Source organism: Amycolatopsis endophytica (assembly GCF_013410405.1).
In the GTDB taxonomy this organism is placed as follows: Bacteria; Actinomycetota; Actinomycetes; order Mycobacteriales; family Pseudonocardiaceae; genus Amycolatopsis_E; species Amycolatopsis_E endophytica.
This window is the reverse complement of record NZ_JACCFK010000002.1, coordinates 833,630-851,490: the sequence shown is the minus strand read 5'-3', so window position 1 is coordinate 851,490 and position 17,861 is coordinate 833,630. Positions and strand designations below refer to the sequence as shown.

Genomic DNA, 17,861 nt, shown 5'->3' with positions numbered 1-17,861 from the left:
CGATGACCATCACACCGCACTGGTTCCTGCCCACGTCCGGCGACGGCCGCACGATCGTGGAACGCTTCCACGCCAACCGGTCCCTCGGCCCGGTCGCGCAGCGCGACGCCGGCATCGACTACCTCGCTCAGGTCGCGCGCGCCGCCGAACAGCTCGGCTTCGAAGGCGTGCTGACACCGACCGGAACGTGGTGCGAAGACGCCTGGCTGACCACCGCGGCCCTGATCGGCGAGACGAAGCGGCTCAAGTACCTGGTCGCGTTCCGCCCGGGTGTCATCTCGCCGACCCTGGCCGCGCAGATGGCGGCGACCTACCAGCGGATCTCCGGCGGGCGGCTGCTGCTCAACATCGTCACCGGTGGCGATTCGATCGAGCAGAAGCGCTTCGGCGACTGGCACGACCACGACCAGCGTTACGCCCGCACCGACGAGTTCCTGACCATCGCGCGTGGCGTGTGGAGCGGGACGCCGTTCGACTTCACCGGCGAGCACCTGTCGGTGGAGGGTGCGACGGTGCTGGCGCCGCCGGATCCGGTGCCGCCGCTGTACTTCGGCGGGTCGTCCCCGGCGGCGCTGCCGGTCGCGGCCAAGCACGCCGACGTCTACCTGACCTGGGGCGAGCCGCCCGAGCAGGTCGCCGCCAAGATCGGCCGGGTGCGTGAACTGGCGGAGGCGCGGGGCCGCACGATCCGCTTCGGCATCCGGCTGCACACGATCTCGCGCGACACCTCCGCCGAGGCGTGGGCCGAGGCGGGCAAACTGCTCGACGCGCTGAGCCCGGAACAGGTCGCGAAGGCCCAGGCCCAGCTGGCCGCCAGCGAGTCGGAGGGACAGCGCCGGATGGTCGCCCTGCACGGCGGCGGCCTCGACCGGGGCGTGCGCGGGCTGGAGATCCACCCCGGCCTGTGGGCCGGGATCGGCCTGGTCCGCGGCGGCGCCGGGACGGCGATGGTGGGCAGCCACAGCGAGGTCGCCGACCTGGTGGAGGAGTACCACGCGCTGGGAGTCGACGAGTTCGTGCTGTCCGGCTACCCGCACCTGGAGGAGGCGTACTGGTTCGGCGAGGGGGTGTTGCCCGAACTGGCGCACCGCGGCCTGCTGCGCGGTACGCGTGACCAGCGCGCGCAGCTGCCGGAGGAGCGCCACGTGGCCGCCCAGTAGAACCGGGTGCGCCGGTCCCTTCCACCCGGCAGGATGGTCCGGGTGGAAGGGATCCTCGACGCGCTCGCGGCCGAGACCGGGTTCTCCGGCGTCGTCCGCGTCGATCGCCCTGGCCGGACCGTGGCCAGGGCCTACGGCCACGCCGACCGCGCGTGGCGCGTCCCCAACACCGTCGGCACCCGGTTCGCCCTGGCCAGCGTCACCAAGGGGTTCACCGCGCTGACGGTCGCCGCGCTGATCGAACGCGGCACACTCGCCCTGGGCACCCCCGCCCGCGAGCTGCTGCGCGACGACCTGCCCCTGATCGGCGACGAGGTCACCGTCGAGCACCTCCTGGCCCACACCTCCGGCATCGGCGACTACTGCGACGAGGACGTCGACCGGCCGGTCACCGACCACGTCCTCCCGGTGCCGGTGCACGAGCTGACGTCCACCGAGGACTACCTGACGGTGCTCGGCGACCACCCGCCGAAGTTCCCGCCAGGGCAGCGGTTCTCCTACTGCAACAGCGGGTACGTCGTGCTGGCCCTGATCGCCGAACGCGCCGCCCGGCGTTCGTTCGCCGGCCTGGTGCACGATCTCGTTTGCGTGCCCGCCGGCATGACGGACACCGGGTTCCCGCGCTCCGACGAACCCACGGGCGGAGTCGCGCTCGGTTACCTCGACGAGCGACGCACCAACGTCTTCCACCTGCCCGTCGTGGGCAGCGGGGACGGCGGCGCCTGCTCCACCGCCGCCGACCTGCACGCCTTCTGGGCCGCCTTGTTCGCCGGGCGGATCGTCCCGCTCGCGTGGGTCCGCGAAATGACCGCGGCGCGCAACGACGTGCCCGAGGAGAACATGCGCTACGGCCTCGGTTTCCGGCTCGACGGCGACGCGGTCCTGCTGGAGGGCTACGACGCCGGGGTGTCCTGCCGGACCGTGTGCCGCGGGGACCTCACGTACACGGTCCTGTCCAACACCTCCGAGGGCGCCTGGCCGATCGCGCGCCGTCTCGCCGAGCTCACCGCGTGAGCAGCGCCCGCAGGAAGAACGCCAGGTTCGCCGGGCGCTCGGCCAGCCGTCGCATGAAGTAGCCGTACCACTCGTCCCCGTAGGGCACGTACACGCGCATCGTGTGGTCCCGCGCCAGCCGCCGCTGCTCGGCGTCCCGGATGCCGTACAGCATCTGGAACTCCCAGTCCGCTCGGTCCCGGCCCAGCTCTTCGGCGATCGCGATCATCCGTGGATCGTGGGTCGCCACCATCGGGTGCCCCGCACCCGCCATCAGCACCCGCAGGCACCGGACGTAGGAACGGTCCACTTCGGACCGGTCCGGGAACGCCACCGACGCCGGTTCGGCGTAGGCGCCCTTGCAGAGCCGGACCCGCGACCCGGCGTACGCGAGGTCGGCGCAGTCCTGCTCGGTGCGCCGCAGGTAGGCCTGCAGCACGGCGCCTGCCCACGGGAAGTCCACGCGAAGTTCCCGCAGCGTCCCCAGAGTGGCGTCCGTTGTCGTGTGATCCTCCGCGTCCAGCGTGACCGTCGTGCCCACTTCGGCCGCGGCTTCACAGATGCGGCGCGCGTTGTCCAGTGCGATGCGATCGCCGTCCGGCAGTTTCTGCCCGACCGCGGACAGTTTGACCGACACGTCCGCGTTGGCCGCCAGCCCGTGGCCGGCCAAGAGCGCCAGCAGTTCGACGTAGGCCTTGACGGTCGCCGCGGCCATCGACGCGTCCGTGGTGTCCTCACCGAGGTGGTCGAGCGTGACCGACCGGCCACTGTGGACCAGGTCCGCGGTCGCCGCCACGGCTTCGTCCACTCCGGACCCCGCGACGAACCGGTGGACCACCGGGCGGGTCAGCGGGGAGCGCTCGACGAGCGAGCGGCAACCCGGTGACCCGGCCGCGGCGAGCAGTGCGGTGCGCAGCATGACGTCCTCCTCAGCCCTGGTGGGGGTAGCCGACCGTGGTCGGCGGGACGAAGCTCTCCTTGATCGAGCGCGGGCTGACCCAGCGGAGCAGGTTGTGGATCGACCCGGCCTTGTCGTTGGTGCCCGACGCCCGTCCGCCGCCGAAGGGCTGCTGGCCGACGACCGCGCCGGTCGGCTTGTCGTTGACGTAGAAGTTGCCGGCCGCGAACCGCAGTTCCTCGGCCGCGTGGGCGATCGCGGCGCGATCGTTCGCGATGATCGACCCGGTCAGGCCGTACGGGGCGGCGCTTTCCATCTGCCGCAGCACCGAGTCGTAGGAGGCGTCGTCGTAGACGTGCACGGCCAGCACCGGCCCGAAGTACTCGTCTGCGAACACCTCGTGGTCCGGGTGGTCCGAGGCGAGCACGGTCGGGCGCACGAAGTAGCCGTCGCTGTCGTCGGCCGTGCCGCCCGCGAGGATCTCCAGCCGGTCGTCGGTGCGGGCCCGGTCCAGCACGCCGGACAGCTTGTCGAACGAGCGGCGGTCGATCACCGCGCCCATGAAGTTGCTCAGATCCGTCACGTCGCCGACGGTCAACGACTCGACCTCGGCGAGGAAGTCGCCCTTCATCCGCGACCACACCGACCGCGGCACGTAGGCGCGGGAGGCGGCCGAGCATTTCTGGCCCTGGTACTCGAAAGCGCCGCGGACCAGCGCGGTGCGCAGCACGTCGGCATCGGCCGACGGGTGGGCCAGCACGAAGTCCTTGCCGCCGGTCTCGCCGACGATCCGCGGATAGGTGCGGTAGTTCGCGATGTTCGCGCCGACCTGCGACCACAGGTGCTGGAACGTGCGGGTCGAGCCGGTGAAGTGGATACCGGCCAGGTCCGGGTCGGTGAGCGCGACCTCGGACACGGCCAGGCCGTCACCGGGCAGCAGGTTGATCACGCCCGGCGGCAGCCCGGCCTCCTCCAGCAGCCGCAGCGTGAGGTGCGCGGCGAAGGTCTGCGTGGGGGAGGGTTTCCACAGCACGACGTTGCCCATCAGCGCGGGCGCGGTCGGCAGGTTCCCGGCGATCGCGGTGAAGTTGAACGGGGTGATCGCGTAGACGAACCCCTCCAGCGGCCGGTGGTCGGTCCGGTTCCACACACCCGGCGAGCTGGCCGGTTGTTCGGCGAGGAGGCGGCGGGCGAAGGAGACGTTGAAGCGCCAGAAGTCGGCCAGCTCGCACGCGGAGTCGATCTCGGCCTGGAACACGGTCTTGGACTGGCCGAGCATCGTGGCGGCGTTGAGTTTCGCCCGCCACGGGCCGGTCAGCAGGTCCGCGGCGCGCAGCAGGATCGCGGCGCGGTCGTCGAACGACAGCGCCCGCCACGCCGGTGCGGCCTCGCGGGCGGCGGCCAGCGCGTCGCGGGTGTCCCGCGCAGTGGCGGAGCCGAAGGTGCCCAGCACGGCGCGGTGGTTGTGCGGCTGGACGACGTCGACCCGCTCCCCGGCGCCCATCCGCCGCTCGCCGCCGATCGTCGCGGTCAGCTCGACCGGCTCCTTGACCAGCTCCGCGAGCGCCGCCTGCACCTCGGCGCGTTCCGGGCTGCCCGGCGCGTACTGCAGAACCGGCTCGTTGGCCGGGGTGGGGACGGTGGTCACGGCGTCCACGGCTGCTCCCTGGGTCGAGGCTGGATGTCTCAACGCTAGGGAGACGGCGGCCGCCGGGTTTTGTCTCTTCGGCCAATTCTGCGGCTACTGTTTGTCCCATGGCACAACTGCGGCAGGTGCTGATCGCGCTCGGCGATCCGCTGGTCGAGGTGGAGGTCGCGCCGGACGGACTGGCGGGCGAGATCACCGACGTCGTCGTGGTCGAACCCGACGAGACCCCCGACCTGCGGCCGGGTGACCTGGCACTGGTCATCGGCGCGCGCGGGCGGGCCGCGGTGCCGTTGATCCGGGCCGCGGGACGCCGGGGCGCGGCCGCGGCGGCGGTGAAGGTGGAATCGGATTCGGCGCTGCCCCTGCTGCGCAACGCGGCGACCGACGCCGGGATCGCGCTGCTCGCCGTCGCGCCCGACGTGCGGTGGGAGCAGCTGGCCGCGCTGGTGCGCGGGGTGCTGGAGGCGGCGCGCGGCTCGGACGACGAGGACACCGGCGAGACACTGGGTGACCTGTTCTCGCTGGCCCAGACGATCGCGGCGCTGACCGGCGGCAGCGTGAGCATCGAGGACACCGCGAGCCGGGTGCTGGCCTACTCGCGCTCCGACGACGAGGTCGACGAGCTGCGGCGGTTGTCGATCCTGGGCAGGCAGGGGCCCGCGCCCTACCTCGCGATGCTCCGCGAATGGGGCGTCTACCAGCGGTTACGGGCCACCGAGGAGGTGGTGCGCATCGAGGAGCGGCCGGACCTGGGCATCCGGACGCGCATCGCGGTCGGTGTCCACGCCGGTGGCCGTCCGCTGGGGTCGATCTGGGTGCAGGAGGGCACGGCGCCCTTCGCCGACGGCGCGGAGCAGGCGCTGGTCGGTGCCGCGCGGGTCGCGGCGCTGCACCTGGTCCAGCGGCGCAGTGCGGCGGGCAGCAGCGCCCGGTTCCGGGAGAACCTCCTGGCCGGGATGCTCGACGGGCGCAGCGATCCGGTGTCGGTGGCGCGGCAGATCGGCGCCGACCCGGCCAAACCGGCCGCGGTCGTGGCGTTCGCGTCGCGGGAGGCCGAGCCGGTGGACCGGACCGAACTGGAGCTGCGCCGGTCCGCGCTGGCGGCGGTGATCGCGGTGCACGCGGCGGCCTACCGGCGCAGCGCGCTGGTGACCCAGCTGGGCGACCGGACGTACGCGTTCCTGCCCGACCTGCCCGCGGACGCGACGCTGCTGGACCTGACACGCGAGATGGTGGCCGCGGCGGGGGAGCACGTGCAGGCCGCGGTCGGCCGGATCGTGTCCACCATGGACGAGGTGGGCGGGTCGAGGCAGGAGGCCGACCGGGTGCTCGACGCGATGGGCCGCGGCCTCGGTCTGCGGGTGGCGACCCTGGCGGACGTGCGGTCGCAGGTCCTGGTCAGCGAGACGCTGGCGGTGCTGGCCGACCAGCCCCGGCTCCGCGACCCGCGGCTGACTTCGCTGCGTTCGGATAACCCCGACCTGGCGACCTCACTGCTGGCCTACCTGGACGCACTCGGCGACGTCCGGTCGGCCGCCGCGCGCCTGCACGTCCACCCGAACACGCTGCGGTACCGGGTGCGCCGCGCGGCGGCGGTCGCCGGAATCGACCTGGACGACCCGCTGGTGCGCCTGTTCGCCGCACTCCAGCTGCGCCTGCCCCCCGACGCCTGACGTTCCCCCGTGTCACAGCGGGGAAGTGCCAGAGGGGGTCAGCGGTAGCGGCCGGCGGAGCGGATCGCCGCCAGTACCGCGGTCAGGCTCGGCAGCCAGCGCTGCTGGGGGTTCGGTGCGACGAGCCAGCGCGCCAGGTCGGCGGGGCCGTGAGTGCCGGGCAGCGGCACCGACGTGCCGGCCGTGAGCACCCGGACGTCGCGCGGCAGGAACTCCGCGTCACTGCCCAGGATGTCGGCCTCGACCAGGAAGATCACCACCGAACCGTGCTTGGTGGGCACGCTCAGCGCGGGGCCGCGGCAGCCCTGGCGCGCCAGGTTCTCCAGCACCTGCTCGGCACGGGCCCGCGGCACGGCGACCGCGCCGATGCCCGCTCCGATCACGAAGTTCAGGCTGCCGTTCTGCCAGTGGACCGGCCAGCCGAACGTGCGGCGGTAGTCCACGGGCGTGCTGGCCGGACGCTTGGTGCCCAGGTCGTGGTCGACGCTCATGACAGGCCCCCTTCCCGGTGAGGCGGGGCACCTGGAGCGGCAGTGCCCGGATCGTGTGGTGGATGATGTGATGCTAATGGCACTGCGTGCCCTTAGCAAGTCGGCCTGTTAGGTTCGGTGCATGTCCGACGAGTCCCGGCCCGCGCCGCGACCGCGGGTGGGCAGGACCACCGCGGGACGCAGACGCCTGCGCCACGCCCTCACCGTCGCCGCGATCGAGAAGTTCTCCCGGCAGGGGTACGACGCCACGACGGTCGACGAGATCGCCTCGGCCGCCGGGGTCGGGCGGCGCACCTTCTTCCGGTACTTCCGGTCGAAGGAGGACGCGATCTTCCCGAACCACGAGGAGGTGCTCGTCCGCATCGAGCAGCTCTTCGCCACCGCGGACCAGGCGCAGAACCCCCTGGAGGTGGCGTGCGCCGGGGTCGGCCTGGTGCTCGACTCCTACCTCGCCGACCCCGACGTCTCGGTCAAGCGCTTCGCCCTCACCCGCACCGTGCCGTCGTTGCGGGACAAGGAGGTCGCGAGCGTCGACCGCTACCAGCGCGTGCTGGCGACCTACCTGCGGGGACGGTTCCAGGCGGCCGGCGACCCGCTGTGGGACCTGCGCGGTTCGGTGGCGGCCGCGGCCGTCGCGGCGGCGCACAACCACGTCCTGCGGCGGTGGTTGCGCAGCGGCGGCGCCGAGGACGCACACGCCCACGCCAAGGAAGCGTTCGCCCTGGTGATCGAAGCCTTCGCCGACGCGACCCCGTCCCGCCCCGAGGGCGCCGACGGCGACGACGATTCGGTGGTCGCCGTGCTCAGGGCCTCGGCGCCACTGTCCGAAGTGGTCCGCCAGATCAGCCAGGCTCTGCGCGCGGGCAGCTGACTCTCGCTGGAATGGCACGGGGTGCCACTCCAGCGAGAGTGGCACCCCGTGCCATTACCGCAGGTCCCACGGCCGAATGCGGAACTCGCGCACGCGAGCGTGGGACCCGCGTGTGGGAGTTCTGCCTTCCCGCGCGTGAGACCCGCGCCGAGCGCGTCATTCTTCGGGCGTCAGCCAGAGCACGCCGTTCGGCGGCAGTTGCAGTACCGCTGATGCCGGCTGCCCGTGCCAGGGCTCCAGCTCCGCCTCGACCGCGCCGAAGTTGCCCACCCCCGACCCGCCGTAGATGCCGGCGTCGGTGTTGACCAGCTCGCGCCAGCGACCCGCCGCGGGCAGGCCCACGCGGTAGTCGTGGTGCGGCATGCCGGCGAAGTTCGCCACGCAGGCCAGGCGCGAACCGTCCTCGCCGAGGCGCAGGAAGCTCAGCACGTTGCCGCCCGAGTCGTTCGCGTCGATCCACGCGAAACCCTCCGGCGTGGTGTCGGCGCTGAACAACGCGGGCGTCGACCGGTACACGCCGTTGAGGTCACGCAGCAGCTTCTGGATCCCGCCGTGCAGCGGCCGCTCCAGCAGGTGCCAGTCCAGCGAGCGCTCCTCCGACCACTCCTGCTCCTGCCCGAACTCGCCGCCCATGAACAGCAGCTGCTTGCCCGGATGCGCCCACATGAACGCCAGCAGCGCCCGCACCCCGGCGGCCTTGTTCCAGTCGTCGCCGGGCATGCGGCCCCACAGCGAACCCTTGCCGTGCACCACTTCGTCGTGCGAGAGCGGCAGCACGAAGTTCTCGCTCCAGGCGTACACCAGCGAGAACGTCATCTCGTTGTGGTGGTAGGACCGGTGCACCGGATCGTGCGCCAGGTAGTGCAGCGTGTCGTGCATCCAGCCCATGTTCCACTTGAACCCGAACCCGAGCCCGCCCAGGTGGGTCGGCCGCGTGACGCCCGGCCACGCCGTGGACTCCTCGGCGATCATGGCCACACCGGGGTGTCGCTTGTAGACGGTCGCGTTCAGCTCCTGCAGGAACCGCACCGCGTCCAGGTTCTCCCGCCCGCCGTAGGAGTTGGGTACCCACTGCCCTTCCGGCCGCGAGTAGTCCAGGTACAGCATCGAGGCGACCGCATCCACCCGCAGCCCGTCCAGGTGGTACTCCTCCAGCCAGAACAGCGCGTTGGCGACCAGGAAGTTGCGCACCTCGTTGCGGCCGAAGTCGAACACGTAGGTGCCCCAGTCCGGCTGCTCACCACGGCGCGGGTCGGCGTGCTCGTACAGCGGTGTGCCGTCGAAGCGGGCCAGCGCCCAGTTGTCCTTGGGAAAGTGGGCGGGCACCCAGTCCACGATCACGCCGATGCCGCGCTGGTGCAGCCGGTCGACGAAGAACCGGAAATCGTCCGGATGCCCGAACCGCGCGGTCGGCGCGTAGTACGACGTCACCTGGTAGCCCCACGACCCGCCGAACGGGTGCTCGGCCACCGGCAGCAGCTCGACGTGGGTGAACCCCATGTCCTCGACGTAGCCGGCCAGCGCGTCGGCCAGCTCGCGGTAGCCCAGTCCGGGCCGCCACGATCCGAGGTGCACCTCGTACACGCTCATCGGCGCGTTCGCCCAGTTCGTCGCGTCGCGGCGGGCCAGCCACGCGTCATCGGCCCACTCGTAGGCCGACGCGGTGACCACCGACGCCGTCGCGGGCGGCTTCTCCGTCGCGAACGCCATCGGGTCGGCCTTCTCGTGCCAGTGACCGTCGGCGCCGAGGATGCGGAACTTGTAGTGCGCCCCGATCTCCACGCCAGGGATGAACACCTCCCACACCCCGGACCCGCCGAGCGAGCGCATCGGGTGCGAACGCCCGTCCCACCCGTTGAAGTCGCCGATCACCCGCACACCGCGGGCGGTGGGCGCCCACACGGCGAACGACGTGCCGGTGACGACCCCGTTCGGCGTCTCGTACGAGCGCGGGTGCGCGCCGAGCACGTCCCACAGCCGCTCGTGCCTGCCCTCGCCGATCAGGTGCTGGTCCAGCTCGCCGACCGTGGGCAGCCAGCGGTACGGATCGTCGATCGTGCACACGTGGCCGTCGTAGTCGACCTCCAGCCGGTAGTCGCCGGGGTGTTCCGGCACCGGCCCGGCGAACAGGCCGTCGACGACCCGGCCGAGATCGACCTTCGCGTCCGCGGCGACCACGCTGACCCGGCGCGCGCCGGGCCGCAGCGCGCGCACCACCACCGCGCCGCCCTCGGTGTGCACGCCGAGGACCGAATGCGGGTCGTGGTGCGAGCCGGCCAGCAGCCGGTCGATGTCGGCGGGCGGCGGTGCCGCCTCCGGCAGTTCGGCGGGGACGCCGTTCACGGTTGGTCGCCTCCTGAGGTGATCCGGGCGATGGACGTCAGCGGCACGGAGAGCCACTCCGGCCGGTTGGCGTGTTCGTAGGCCACTTCGTAGACGGCCTTGTCGAGCTCGAACGCGCGCAGCAGGTCCGCGTGGTCGCGCGGGTCGCCGATCGTGCCCGGCGCGGCCTTGGCGTAGCCGTCGCAGAACGCCGACCGGTTGCGCCGCGCCCACTCCAGCGCACGTTCGGCCAGCTTCGGGTCATCGTCCGCGCCGATGAGCATCTGGTGCGCGGCGTAGTCGAACGAGCGCAGCATCCCGGCGACGTCGCGCAGTGGTGAGCGCAGCGCCACCCGTTCGGCCGCCGGCGCGGCGGGCTCGCCCTCGAAGTCGATCAGCAGCCAGCCGGTGACGGTCCGCAGCACCTGGCCCAGGTGCAGGTCACCGTGGATGTACTGCATGGCCACCGGCCCGCTGGCCTCGCGCACCTTGTCGAACGCGGCGCGCAGCGCGGTGGTGTGCCCGGCCAGTTCGGGCACCGCGCGGCTCACGGTGTCCAGCCGGTCCCGCATCGCCTTGACCGTGCGGTCGAACTCGCCCTCGTCGGCGATTTCGTCGCCGAGGGCCCGCCGCAGGTCGGAGTGCACGGAGGCGACAGCCTGGCCGAGCCGCTGCGCCTCCCCGGCGAAATCGCCGCCCACCTCGTCGGGGGGCAGCCCGGGATCGGCCATCAGATCGCGCACGCTGGTGGTGGCCATGGCCCAGCCGTCCACCGCGTCGGGGATGAACTTCTGCAGCATCCCGATCGTCACCGGCTCGCCGTGCAGCTCGCCGGTGATCGAGCCGAGCAGGTCGGCGACGTGCCTGCTGCCCACGCCGTGCAGCGCCCGGTGCAGGCGCAGGTCCGGGTTCTCGCCCGGGGTGAGCTTGCGGAACAGCTTGAGGATGGAGTGGTGGCCGAAGACGAGCGAGGTGTTGCTCTGCTCGGCGCCCACCGGCCGGGCCCGCAGGCCGCCGCGCACCTCGGCGCCGGGCTCGCGGTCGAACCGCAGCGATCCGATCCGGTCCTGCTCGACGATGAGGTCGAGCAGCCTGCCGGTGAGGTCGGCGTCGCCGGTGGCCTCGTAGCAGGGCAGGCCCTTCTCGGTGCCGATCCAGCTCGACCCCAGGTACTCCGGCAGGTGCGCCTGGCTGCCGATCAGCAGCTGGTAGGGGTCGCGCCGGTCGTCCTGCTCCACCTCCACGACGAGGTGGAGCAGCAGCGGGTCGCCCGTCATCAGGACGGTCGTGCCCAGCGGCCGCACCGCCGTGATCGCCCGGTCCTTCCCGGCGAACCACCGCTGCGACGGCAGCCAGTCCGGGAGTTCGGCCACCAGCGCGCCGACCAGCTCACGGGGATCGGTCACATCACTCACCTCGCCTCGCCTTCGCGTCCGCGTCCAGCAGCTGGAACCAGTAGAAGCCGTGCCCCGGCAGCGTCAGCAGGTAGGGCAGTTCCCCGACGTCGGGGAACTGGACGCCGCCGGTGAGTTCCAGTGGCGTGGAGCCGTGGTGCTCCGACAGGTCCAGCTCGACCGGTTGCGGGAACCGCGACAGATTGTTCACACACAGGACGACGTCGAGACGCCCGTCGGGCCGGATCCAGGTCCGCTTGTACGCCAGCACGCTCGGGTTCGACCCGCCGAGCTCGACGAAGTCGCCCTCGGCGAACGCGTGGTGCTGCTTGCGCACCTCGATCATCCGCCGAGTCCAGTTGAGCAGCGACGAGGCGCTGTCCCGCTGGGCCTCGACGTTGATCGCCTGGAAGCCGTAGACCGGGTCCATGATGACGGGCAGGTAGATCCGGCCCGGATCGCACATCGAGAACCCCGCGTTCCGATCGGGGGTCCACTGCATGGGTGTACGCACCGCGTCGCGGTCACCCAGCCAGATGTTGTCGCCCATTCCGATCTCGTCACCGTAGTACAGAACGGGTGACCCGGGCAGCGAAAGGAGCATGGCCGTGAACAACTCGAGCTGGTTGCGGTCGTTGTCCAGCAGCGGCGCGAGGCGGCGGCGGATGCCGATGTTCGCCTTCATCCGCGGATCCTTGGCGTACTCGGCGTACATGTAGTCGCGTTCTTCGTCGCTGACCATCTCCAGGGTCAGCTCGTCGTGGTTGCGCAGGAAAATGCCCCACTGGGCGTTGTCGGGGATCTTCGGCGTCTGCGCCAGGATCTCCGAGATCGGGAAGCGGGACTCGCGGCGCACCGCCATGAAGATGCGCGGCATCAGCGGGAAGTGGAACGCCATATGGCACTCGTCGCCGCCGGTGGCCGGGTCGCCGAAGTACTCGACCACGTCGGAGGGCCACTGGTTGGCCTCGGCCAGCAGGACCCGGCCCGGGTACTCGTCGTCGACGACCTTGCGGCAGCGCTTGAGGAACTCGTGGGTGCGCGGCAGGTTCTCGCAGTTGGTGCCCTCCTGCTCGAACAGGTAGGGGACCGCGTCCAGGCGGAACCCGTCGATGCCCAGGTCCAGCCAGAACCGCAGGACGTCGAGCATCGCCTCGGCGACGTCGGGGTTCTCGTAGTTGAGGTCGGGCTGGTGGGTGAAGAAGCGGTGCCAGTAGAACTGGCCGCGGACCGGATCGTAGGTCCAGTTGGAGCTTTCGGTGTCGACGAAGATGATGCGCGCGTCGGCGTAGCGCGAGTCGTCGTCGCTCCACACGTAGTAGTCGCCGTAGGGCCCGTCGGGGTCGGATCGCGACTGCTGGAACCACGGGTGCGAGTCCGAGGTGTGGTTGAGGACGAGGTCGGTGATCACGCGGATGCCGCGTTTGTGCGCCTCGTCGAGGAGGTGGACGAAGTCCTCGACGGTGCCGAACTCCGGCAGCACCGCGCGGAAGTCGCTGATGTCGTAGCCGCCGTCGCGCAGGGGAGAGGCGTAGAACGGCGGCAGCCAGAGACAGTCGACGCCGAGCCACTCGAGGTAGTCCAGGCGCCGCGCCAGGCCGCGCAGATCGCCGGTGCCGTCGCCGTCGGAATCGGTGAACGCGCGGACCAGCACCTCGTAGAACACCGCGCCCTTGTACCAGTGCGGGTTGTCCGGGGCCTGCTTCGCGGACCTGAAATCGTCGGCCTGCGGCTCGACGAGCATCCCGTCCGGGGTCATCGCCTCACCGGTGTGCGGGATGCCCTCCAGACCGAGCGCCGCGTCGGGCCGGGCGTCTTCGTCCATGAACTCCACCTCTCCCCACCTCATCCGGGTGCGTTCGACTGCCCCGGCGCCGGTCGGTGCGCGGGGTGCTGCGGAAACCGTGTTGTGTCCGGCCGGTTCAGTCGCGTCCGGCCAGCCGTCGCTGGATGCCCACGATGTGCGCGACCGAACGCCACGGTTCGAGTCGCACGTAGTTCGCCTGGCCCCAGTCCCAGGTCTCGCCGGTGACCTCGTCGTGCGCGATCAGCCGCTCGTGCCAGTCGAAACCGAGCGCGGGCAGGTCGAGCCAGAGCGTGCCGTCCTGGGCCTGGTGCGGATCCAGGGTCACGACCACGACGACGGTGTCGCCGGTGGCCGGGTCCTGCTTCGAATAGGCCAGAAGGCCGTCGTTGTCCACGTGGTGGAAGCGCAGGGTGCGCATCTGCTGCAGCGCCGGGTGGGCGCGGCGGACCGCGTTGAGCTTGGTCAGCCACGGCTCCAGCGAGCGGCCCTCCTCCAGCGCCGCCGCGAAGTCACGCGGGCGCAGCTCGTACTTCTCCGAGTGCAGGTACTCTTCGCTGCCCTCGCGGGCAGGCTGGTTCTCGTACAGTTCGTAGCCGGAGTACACCCCCCACGCCGGCGACAGCGTCGCGGCGAGCGCCGCCCGCAGCGCGAACATGCCGGGGCCGCCCTTCTGCAGCGACTCGTGGAGGATGTCCGGGGTGTTGACGAACAGGTTCGGGCGGCCCATGTCCCAGTGCCGGACCAGGTCGACACCGAACTCGGTCAGCTCCTCCTTGCTCGTGCGCCAGGTGAAGTAGGTGTAGGACTGGGTGAAGCCGAGCTTGGCCAGGCCCCACAGCCGCGCCGGACGGGTGAATGCCTCGGACAGGAACAGCACGTCCGGATGCGCGTCCTTCACCGTCTTGATCAGCCAGGCCCAGAAGTCCGGCGGTTTGGTGTGCGGGTTGTCGACCCGGAAGATGCGCACCCCGTGCCCGACCCAGTGCAGCACCACGCGCAGCACCTCGGCGTAGATGCCCTCGGGGTCGTTGTCGAAGTTGACCGGGTAGATGTCCTGGTACTTCTTCGGCGGGTTCTCCGCGTAGGCGATCGTGCCGTCCGGCCGCGTCGTGAAGAACTCCGGGTTCTTGAGCACCCACGGGTGGTCGGGGGCGGCCTGCAGGGCGAGGTCGAGGGCGACCTCCAGGCCCAGCTCGGTCGCGCGGGCGACGAAGTCGTCGAAATCGTCGATCGTGCCCAGGTCCGGGTGGATCGCGTCGTGGCCGCCCTCGTCGGCGCCGATGGCCCACGGCGAGCCGACGTCGTGCTCGTCCGGGGTGAGCGTGTTGTTGCGGCCCTTGCGGTTCACGCGGCCGATCGGGTGAACCGGCGGGAGGTAGACGACGTCGAAACCCATGCGCGCGATGCGGTCGAGCGCGGCCGCGGCGGTGGCGAAGGTGCCGTGCACCGGACGGCCCTGCGCGTCGAGGCCGCCGGTGGAGCGGGGGAAGAACTCGTACCACGACCCGAACGCGGCGCGCTCGCGGTCGACCCAGATGCGCATCGGCCTGCCCTTGGTGACCAGTTCGCGCACCGGGTACTCGTGCATGATCCGCTCGACGTCGTCCGACAGCGCCGGGCCTACGCGCTCGGACAGGTGCCGTCCGGTGTCGCGCAGGCTGTTCGCGGCGCTGGCGAGCAGAGCCCGTTCGCGGCGGCGGTCGGGGCGGCGCGAGACGCGGTCCAGCAGGCGGGCGCCCGCCTCCAGGTCGTTGGCCAGTTCGTGCGCGTCCTGACCCGCGGCCACCTTGACCCGGACCGCGTGCTTCCAGGTGGACCACGGGTCGCTCCACGCGTCGACGCGGAAGGTCCACAGTCCCTCGGCGTCCGGAACGATCGTAGCCCCGAAGTGGTCCAGACCAGTGCCCTGCTCGGTCATGCGCGTGCGGCGCGAGATCCGGTCGTTCGGGCCACGCCAGGAGACGGTGGCGGCGACCGCGTCGTGACCCTCCCGCCAGACCGTCGCCGAGATCGGAACGTGTTCTCCCACCACGGCTTTCGCCGGGTGGTGGCCGCAGCTGACCGCGGGCGTCACGTCGTCGATGCCGAGCCGGCCGGTCATCGGCAGAGCCCCTCTCACCCTTGTTGGTAGTGCAGCCTGCACCCGCCGACCCAGTGGGGACGTACAGGTCTTCGAAAGGAGGTACCCGGCTGCGGACGTGCGCAAACTACCGCGTTCGGTGCCACTTTCCGACAGGGGGTCAGGTGTGTCCAGTGTGGTCATCCACTGGTAACCCGGACGTCACGGCCTGGTCCGTTTCCGGCGCCTCCCGGGTGAACTGTCAGCCCTTCCACGGTGTTCGGGCAACTCGGTTAACCCCAACGGGCGTAGGCGGGAAAGGGCTTGCGGCTCCGGGGTTTCCGCGACGGTGGGGTACCGGCGGGTAACCGGAGCGCTGCCTTCCTCCGCTACCGTTCCGCGATGTCGCGCGGCGCCCGGAGCAGCAGCAGTGATCGCGCGGGCAGCGTGATCCGGCTGCCCGCCGTCAGCGCGCCCGGTGTGGCGGGACTCCCGTCGGGGGTGGTGGTGTCCAGCGTCGGTTTCAGGGTCGCCCCGAATTCGGGGCCGGGCAGGACCACCTTCACCCTGTCATCGCCCGCGTGCAGGATCAGCAGCCACGAGTGGTCGGCGATCAGTTCGCCCTCGCGGGTGCGCGACTGCGAGTTCGAGCCGTCGACCCACATCATCAGCGTGCGGCGGCCGCCGTCGAACCAGTCCTCCTCCGTCATCTCCTCGCCGTCGGGGCGGAACCAGATCAGGTCGGGCCGTCCGGTGGGCGTGGTGCGGCCCTCGAAGAACTCCGGCTGCCGCAGCGCGGGACTGGCCGCCCGGAGGTGGACCAGGCGGCGGGTGAAGGCCAGCATCGCCGTGGCGTCCGGATCGCCGGACCAGTCCAGCCACGACGTCTCGTCGTCCAGGCAGTAAGCGTTGTTGTTGCCGCCCTGGGTGCGCCACAGCTCGTCGCCCGCCACGAGCATCGGGGTCCCCGTCGACAGCAGCAGCGTGGCGAGCATGTTGCGGGCCTGGCGCGCCCGCAGCTCGCGGATCTCCGGATCGCCGGTCTCGCCCTCGGCGCCGTGGTTCCACGACCGGTTGTCGTCGGTGCCGTCGCGGTTGTCCTCGCCGTTGGCCTCGTTGTGCTTGCCGTTGTAGGACACCAGGTCCCGCAGCGTGAAGCCGTCGTGCGCGGTCACGAAGTTGACCGACTGCCAGGGCCGCCGCAGGTTGTGGTCGTAGAGGTCCGACGAGCCGGACAGGCGGAACGCCAGGTCGTCCACGCTCACCTGCCCACGCCAGAAGTCACGCACCGTGTCGCGGTAGCGGCCGTTCCACTCCGCCCACTGCGCCCCGAAGTCGCCGACGCGGTATCCGTGCCCGGTGACGTCCCACGGCTCGGCGATCAGTTTGCACCGGGACAGCACCGGATCGGCCGTGATCGCGGTCAGCATCGCCGAATCGCGGTCGAACGCGCCGCCGCCGGGGCGGCCCAGTGTGCTGGCGAGGTCGAACCGGAAACCGTCGACGCCCATCTCGGTGGCCCAGTACCGCAGCGAGTCGGTGACCATCCGGATGACCGTGGGGGAGCGTGGCTCCAGCGTGTTGCCGCAGCCGGTCAGGTCGACGACGTTCCCGCGCCCGGCGTGCATGTAGTACGAGGGCGCGTCCAGCCCGCGGAAGGACAGCGTCGGCCCGTCCAGGCCGCCTTCGCACGTGTGGTTGAAGACCACGTCGAGGATCACCTCGATGTTGGACGCGTGCAGCGCCGCGACCATGGTGCGGAACTCGGCCACCTCACGGCCCGGCTCGCTCGCGTACCCCGCGTGCGGGGCGAAGTAGCCCAGCGGTGAGTAGCCCCAGAAGTTGCGCCGCCCGGTGCGCACCAGGTACGGCTCCTCGGTGAACCAGTGCACCGGCAGCAGCTCCACCGCCGTGACCCCGAGCCGCACGAGGTGCTCGATCGCCGCCGGATGCGCCAGGCCCAGGTAGGTGCCGCGCAGGTTCGCCGGGATCTCCGGGTTGCGCTGCGTGAAGCCCTTGACGTGCAGCTCGTAGATCACCGACTCCTCGAACGGCACCTCCGGCTTCACGCCGGTGTCCGGGCCGCCGTGCGAGGTGACCACCGACAGTGGCACGCTGCCCAGCGAGTCGACCTTCGACCGGCGCGCGTGCATCGGGTCGCCCGCGTAGCCCAGCGCGGCCCTGAGGTCGGTCAGCCCGCCGGAGATCCGGGTGGCGTAGGGGTCGACGAGGATCTTGTTCGGATTGCAGCGCAGGCCGCGTGCGGGGTCGTAGGGGCCGTGCACCCGGTAGCCGTACTTCTGGCCGGAGGTCACCCCCGGCACCAGGCCGTGCCACACGCCGAAGGTCCGCTCGGTCAGTTCGACGCGGCGTTCGGTGCCGTCCTCACTGATCAGGCAGACCTCCACGGCGTCGGCGACGGTCGAGGTCACGGCGAACCGGACGCCCCCGCCCTCGGGGTGCGCGCCCAGCGGGAAGGGGCGCCCGGCGAGGACGAGGGTGTCGGTGGCAGGTCGGGTGGCCATCCGCCGATTGTCCCAGCACC

At 71.4% G+C, this 17,861-nt stretch carries 12 protein-coding genes; 4 read left to right on the top strand and 8 right to left on the bottom strand.

Annotated features, from left to right (window positions below; all coding sequences use genetic code 11):
• The first annotated feature begins 2 nt into the window (after positions 1–2).
• Entirely contained in the window at positions 3–1,160 is a 1,158-nt protein-coding gene (locus HNR02_RS29610) for an LLM class flavin-dependent oxidoreductase (RefSeq protein WP_179776943.1), read from the top strand.
• A 42-nt stretch (positions 1,161–1,202) separates the two neighbouring features.
• A complete protein-coding gene (locus HNR02_RS29605; RefSeq protein ID WP_312861212.1) occupies positions 1,203–2,174 on the top strand; it encodes a serine hydrolase domain-containing protein in 972 nt (323 codons plus the stop codon).
• On the opposite strand, the gene HNR02_RS29600 is transcribed toward HNR02_RS29605, so the two are convergent.
• Together HNR02_RS29600 and pruA are read right to left on the bottom strand one after the other, a co-directional pair.
• Positions 2,164–3,072: a proline dehydrogenase family protein gene (locus tag HNR02_RS29600; RefSeq protein ID WP_179776941.1), complete on the bottom strand. Its 909-nt coding sequence runs from the start codon at positions 3,070–3,072 to the stop codon at positions 2,164–2,166. The two genes, HNR02_RS29605 and HNR02_RS29600, sit on opposite strands and share 11 nt — an antisense overlap.
• A 10-nt stretch (positions 3,073–3,082) precedes the next feature.
• Positions 3,083–4,708, bottom strand: coding sequence for an L-glutamate gamma-semialdehyde dehydrogenase (pruA, locus tag HNR02_RS29595; RefSeq protein ID WP_179776940.1), 1,626 nt, complete (start codon positions 4,706–4,708; stop codon positions 3,083–3,085).
• Between the two features lie 98 nt (positions 4,709–4,806).
• On the opposite strand from pruA, the gene HNR02_RS29590 reads away from it, so the two are divergent.
• Positions 4,807–6,372, top strand: a complete 1,566-nt coding sequence (locus HNR02_RS29590; RefSeq protein ID WP_179776939.1) for a PucR family transcriptional regulator — start codon at positions 4,807–4,809, stop codon at positions 6,370–6,372.
• A gap of 38 nt (positions 6,373–6,410) precedes the next feature.
• On the opposite strand, the gene HNR02_RS29585 is transcribed toward HNR02_RS29590, so the two are convergent.
• Positions 6,411–6,863 (bottom strand): hypothetical protein, encoded by a 453-nt coding sequence (locus HNR02_RS29585; protein WP_179776938.1) that lies wholly within the window; start codon positions 6,861–6,863, stop codon positions 6,411–6,413.
• A gap of 121 nt (positions 6,864–6,984) precedes the next feature.
• Between HNR02_RS29585 and HNR02_RS29580 the strand changes: the two genes are divergently transcribed.
• Positions 6,985–7,734, top strand: coding sequence for a TetR family transcriptional regulator (locus tag HNR02_RS29580; RefSeq protein WP_179776937.1), 750 nt, complete (start codon positions 6,985–6,987; stop codon positions 7,732–7,734).
• A 156-nt stretch (positions 7,735–7,890) separates the two neighbouring features.
• On the opposite strand, the gene glgB is transcribed toward HNR02_RS29580, so the two are convergent.
• From glgB to glgX, 5 genes are all read right to left on the bottom strand, one after another.
• Positions 7,891–10,077 carry a 1,4-alpha-glucan branching protein GlgB gene (glgB, locus tag HNR02_RS29575; RefSeq protein ID WP_179776936.1) on the bottom strand — a complete coding sequence of 729 codons (2,187 nt, stop codon included), beginning with the start codon at positions 10,075–10,077 and terminating at the stop codon, positions 7,891–7,893.
• Complete coding sequence (locus HNR02_RS29570; RefSeq protein WP_179776935.1) at positions 10,074–11,462, bottom strand: maltokinase N-terminal cap-like domain-containing protein; 1,389 nt, start codon at positions 11,460–11,462, stop codon at positions 10,074–10,076. Before HNR02_RS29570 ends, glgB begins: the two co-directional genes overlap by 4 nt.
• 1 nt (position 11,463) lies before the next feature.
• Positions 11,464–13,275, bottom strand: coding sequence for a maltose alpha-D-glucosyltransferase (gene treS / locus HNR02_RS29565; RefSeq protein ID WP_179776934.1), 1,812 nt, complete (start codon positions 13,273–13,275; stop codon positions 11,464–11,466).
• Between the two features lie 97 nt (positions 13,276–13,372).
• The gene (locus HNR02_RS29560) at positions 13,373–15,358 is read right to left on the bottom strand and encodes a maltotransferase domain-containing protein (RefSeq protein ID WP_179776933.1); all 1,986 of its coding nucleotides are present in this window, start codon (positions 15,356–15,358) and stop codon (positions 13,373–13,375) included.
• 347 nt (positions 15,359–15,705) lie between these two features.
• A complete protein-coding gene (gene glgX, locus HNR02_RS29555) occupies positions 15,706–17,841 on the bottom strand; it encodes a glycogen debranching protein GlgX (protein ID WP_179776932.1) in 2,136 nt (711 codons plus the stop codon).
• Positions 17,842–17,861: the final 20 nt, after the last annotated feature.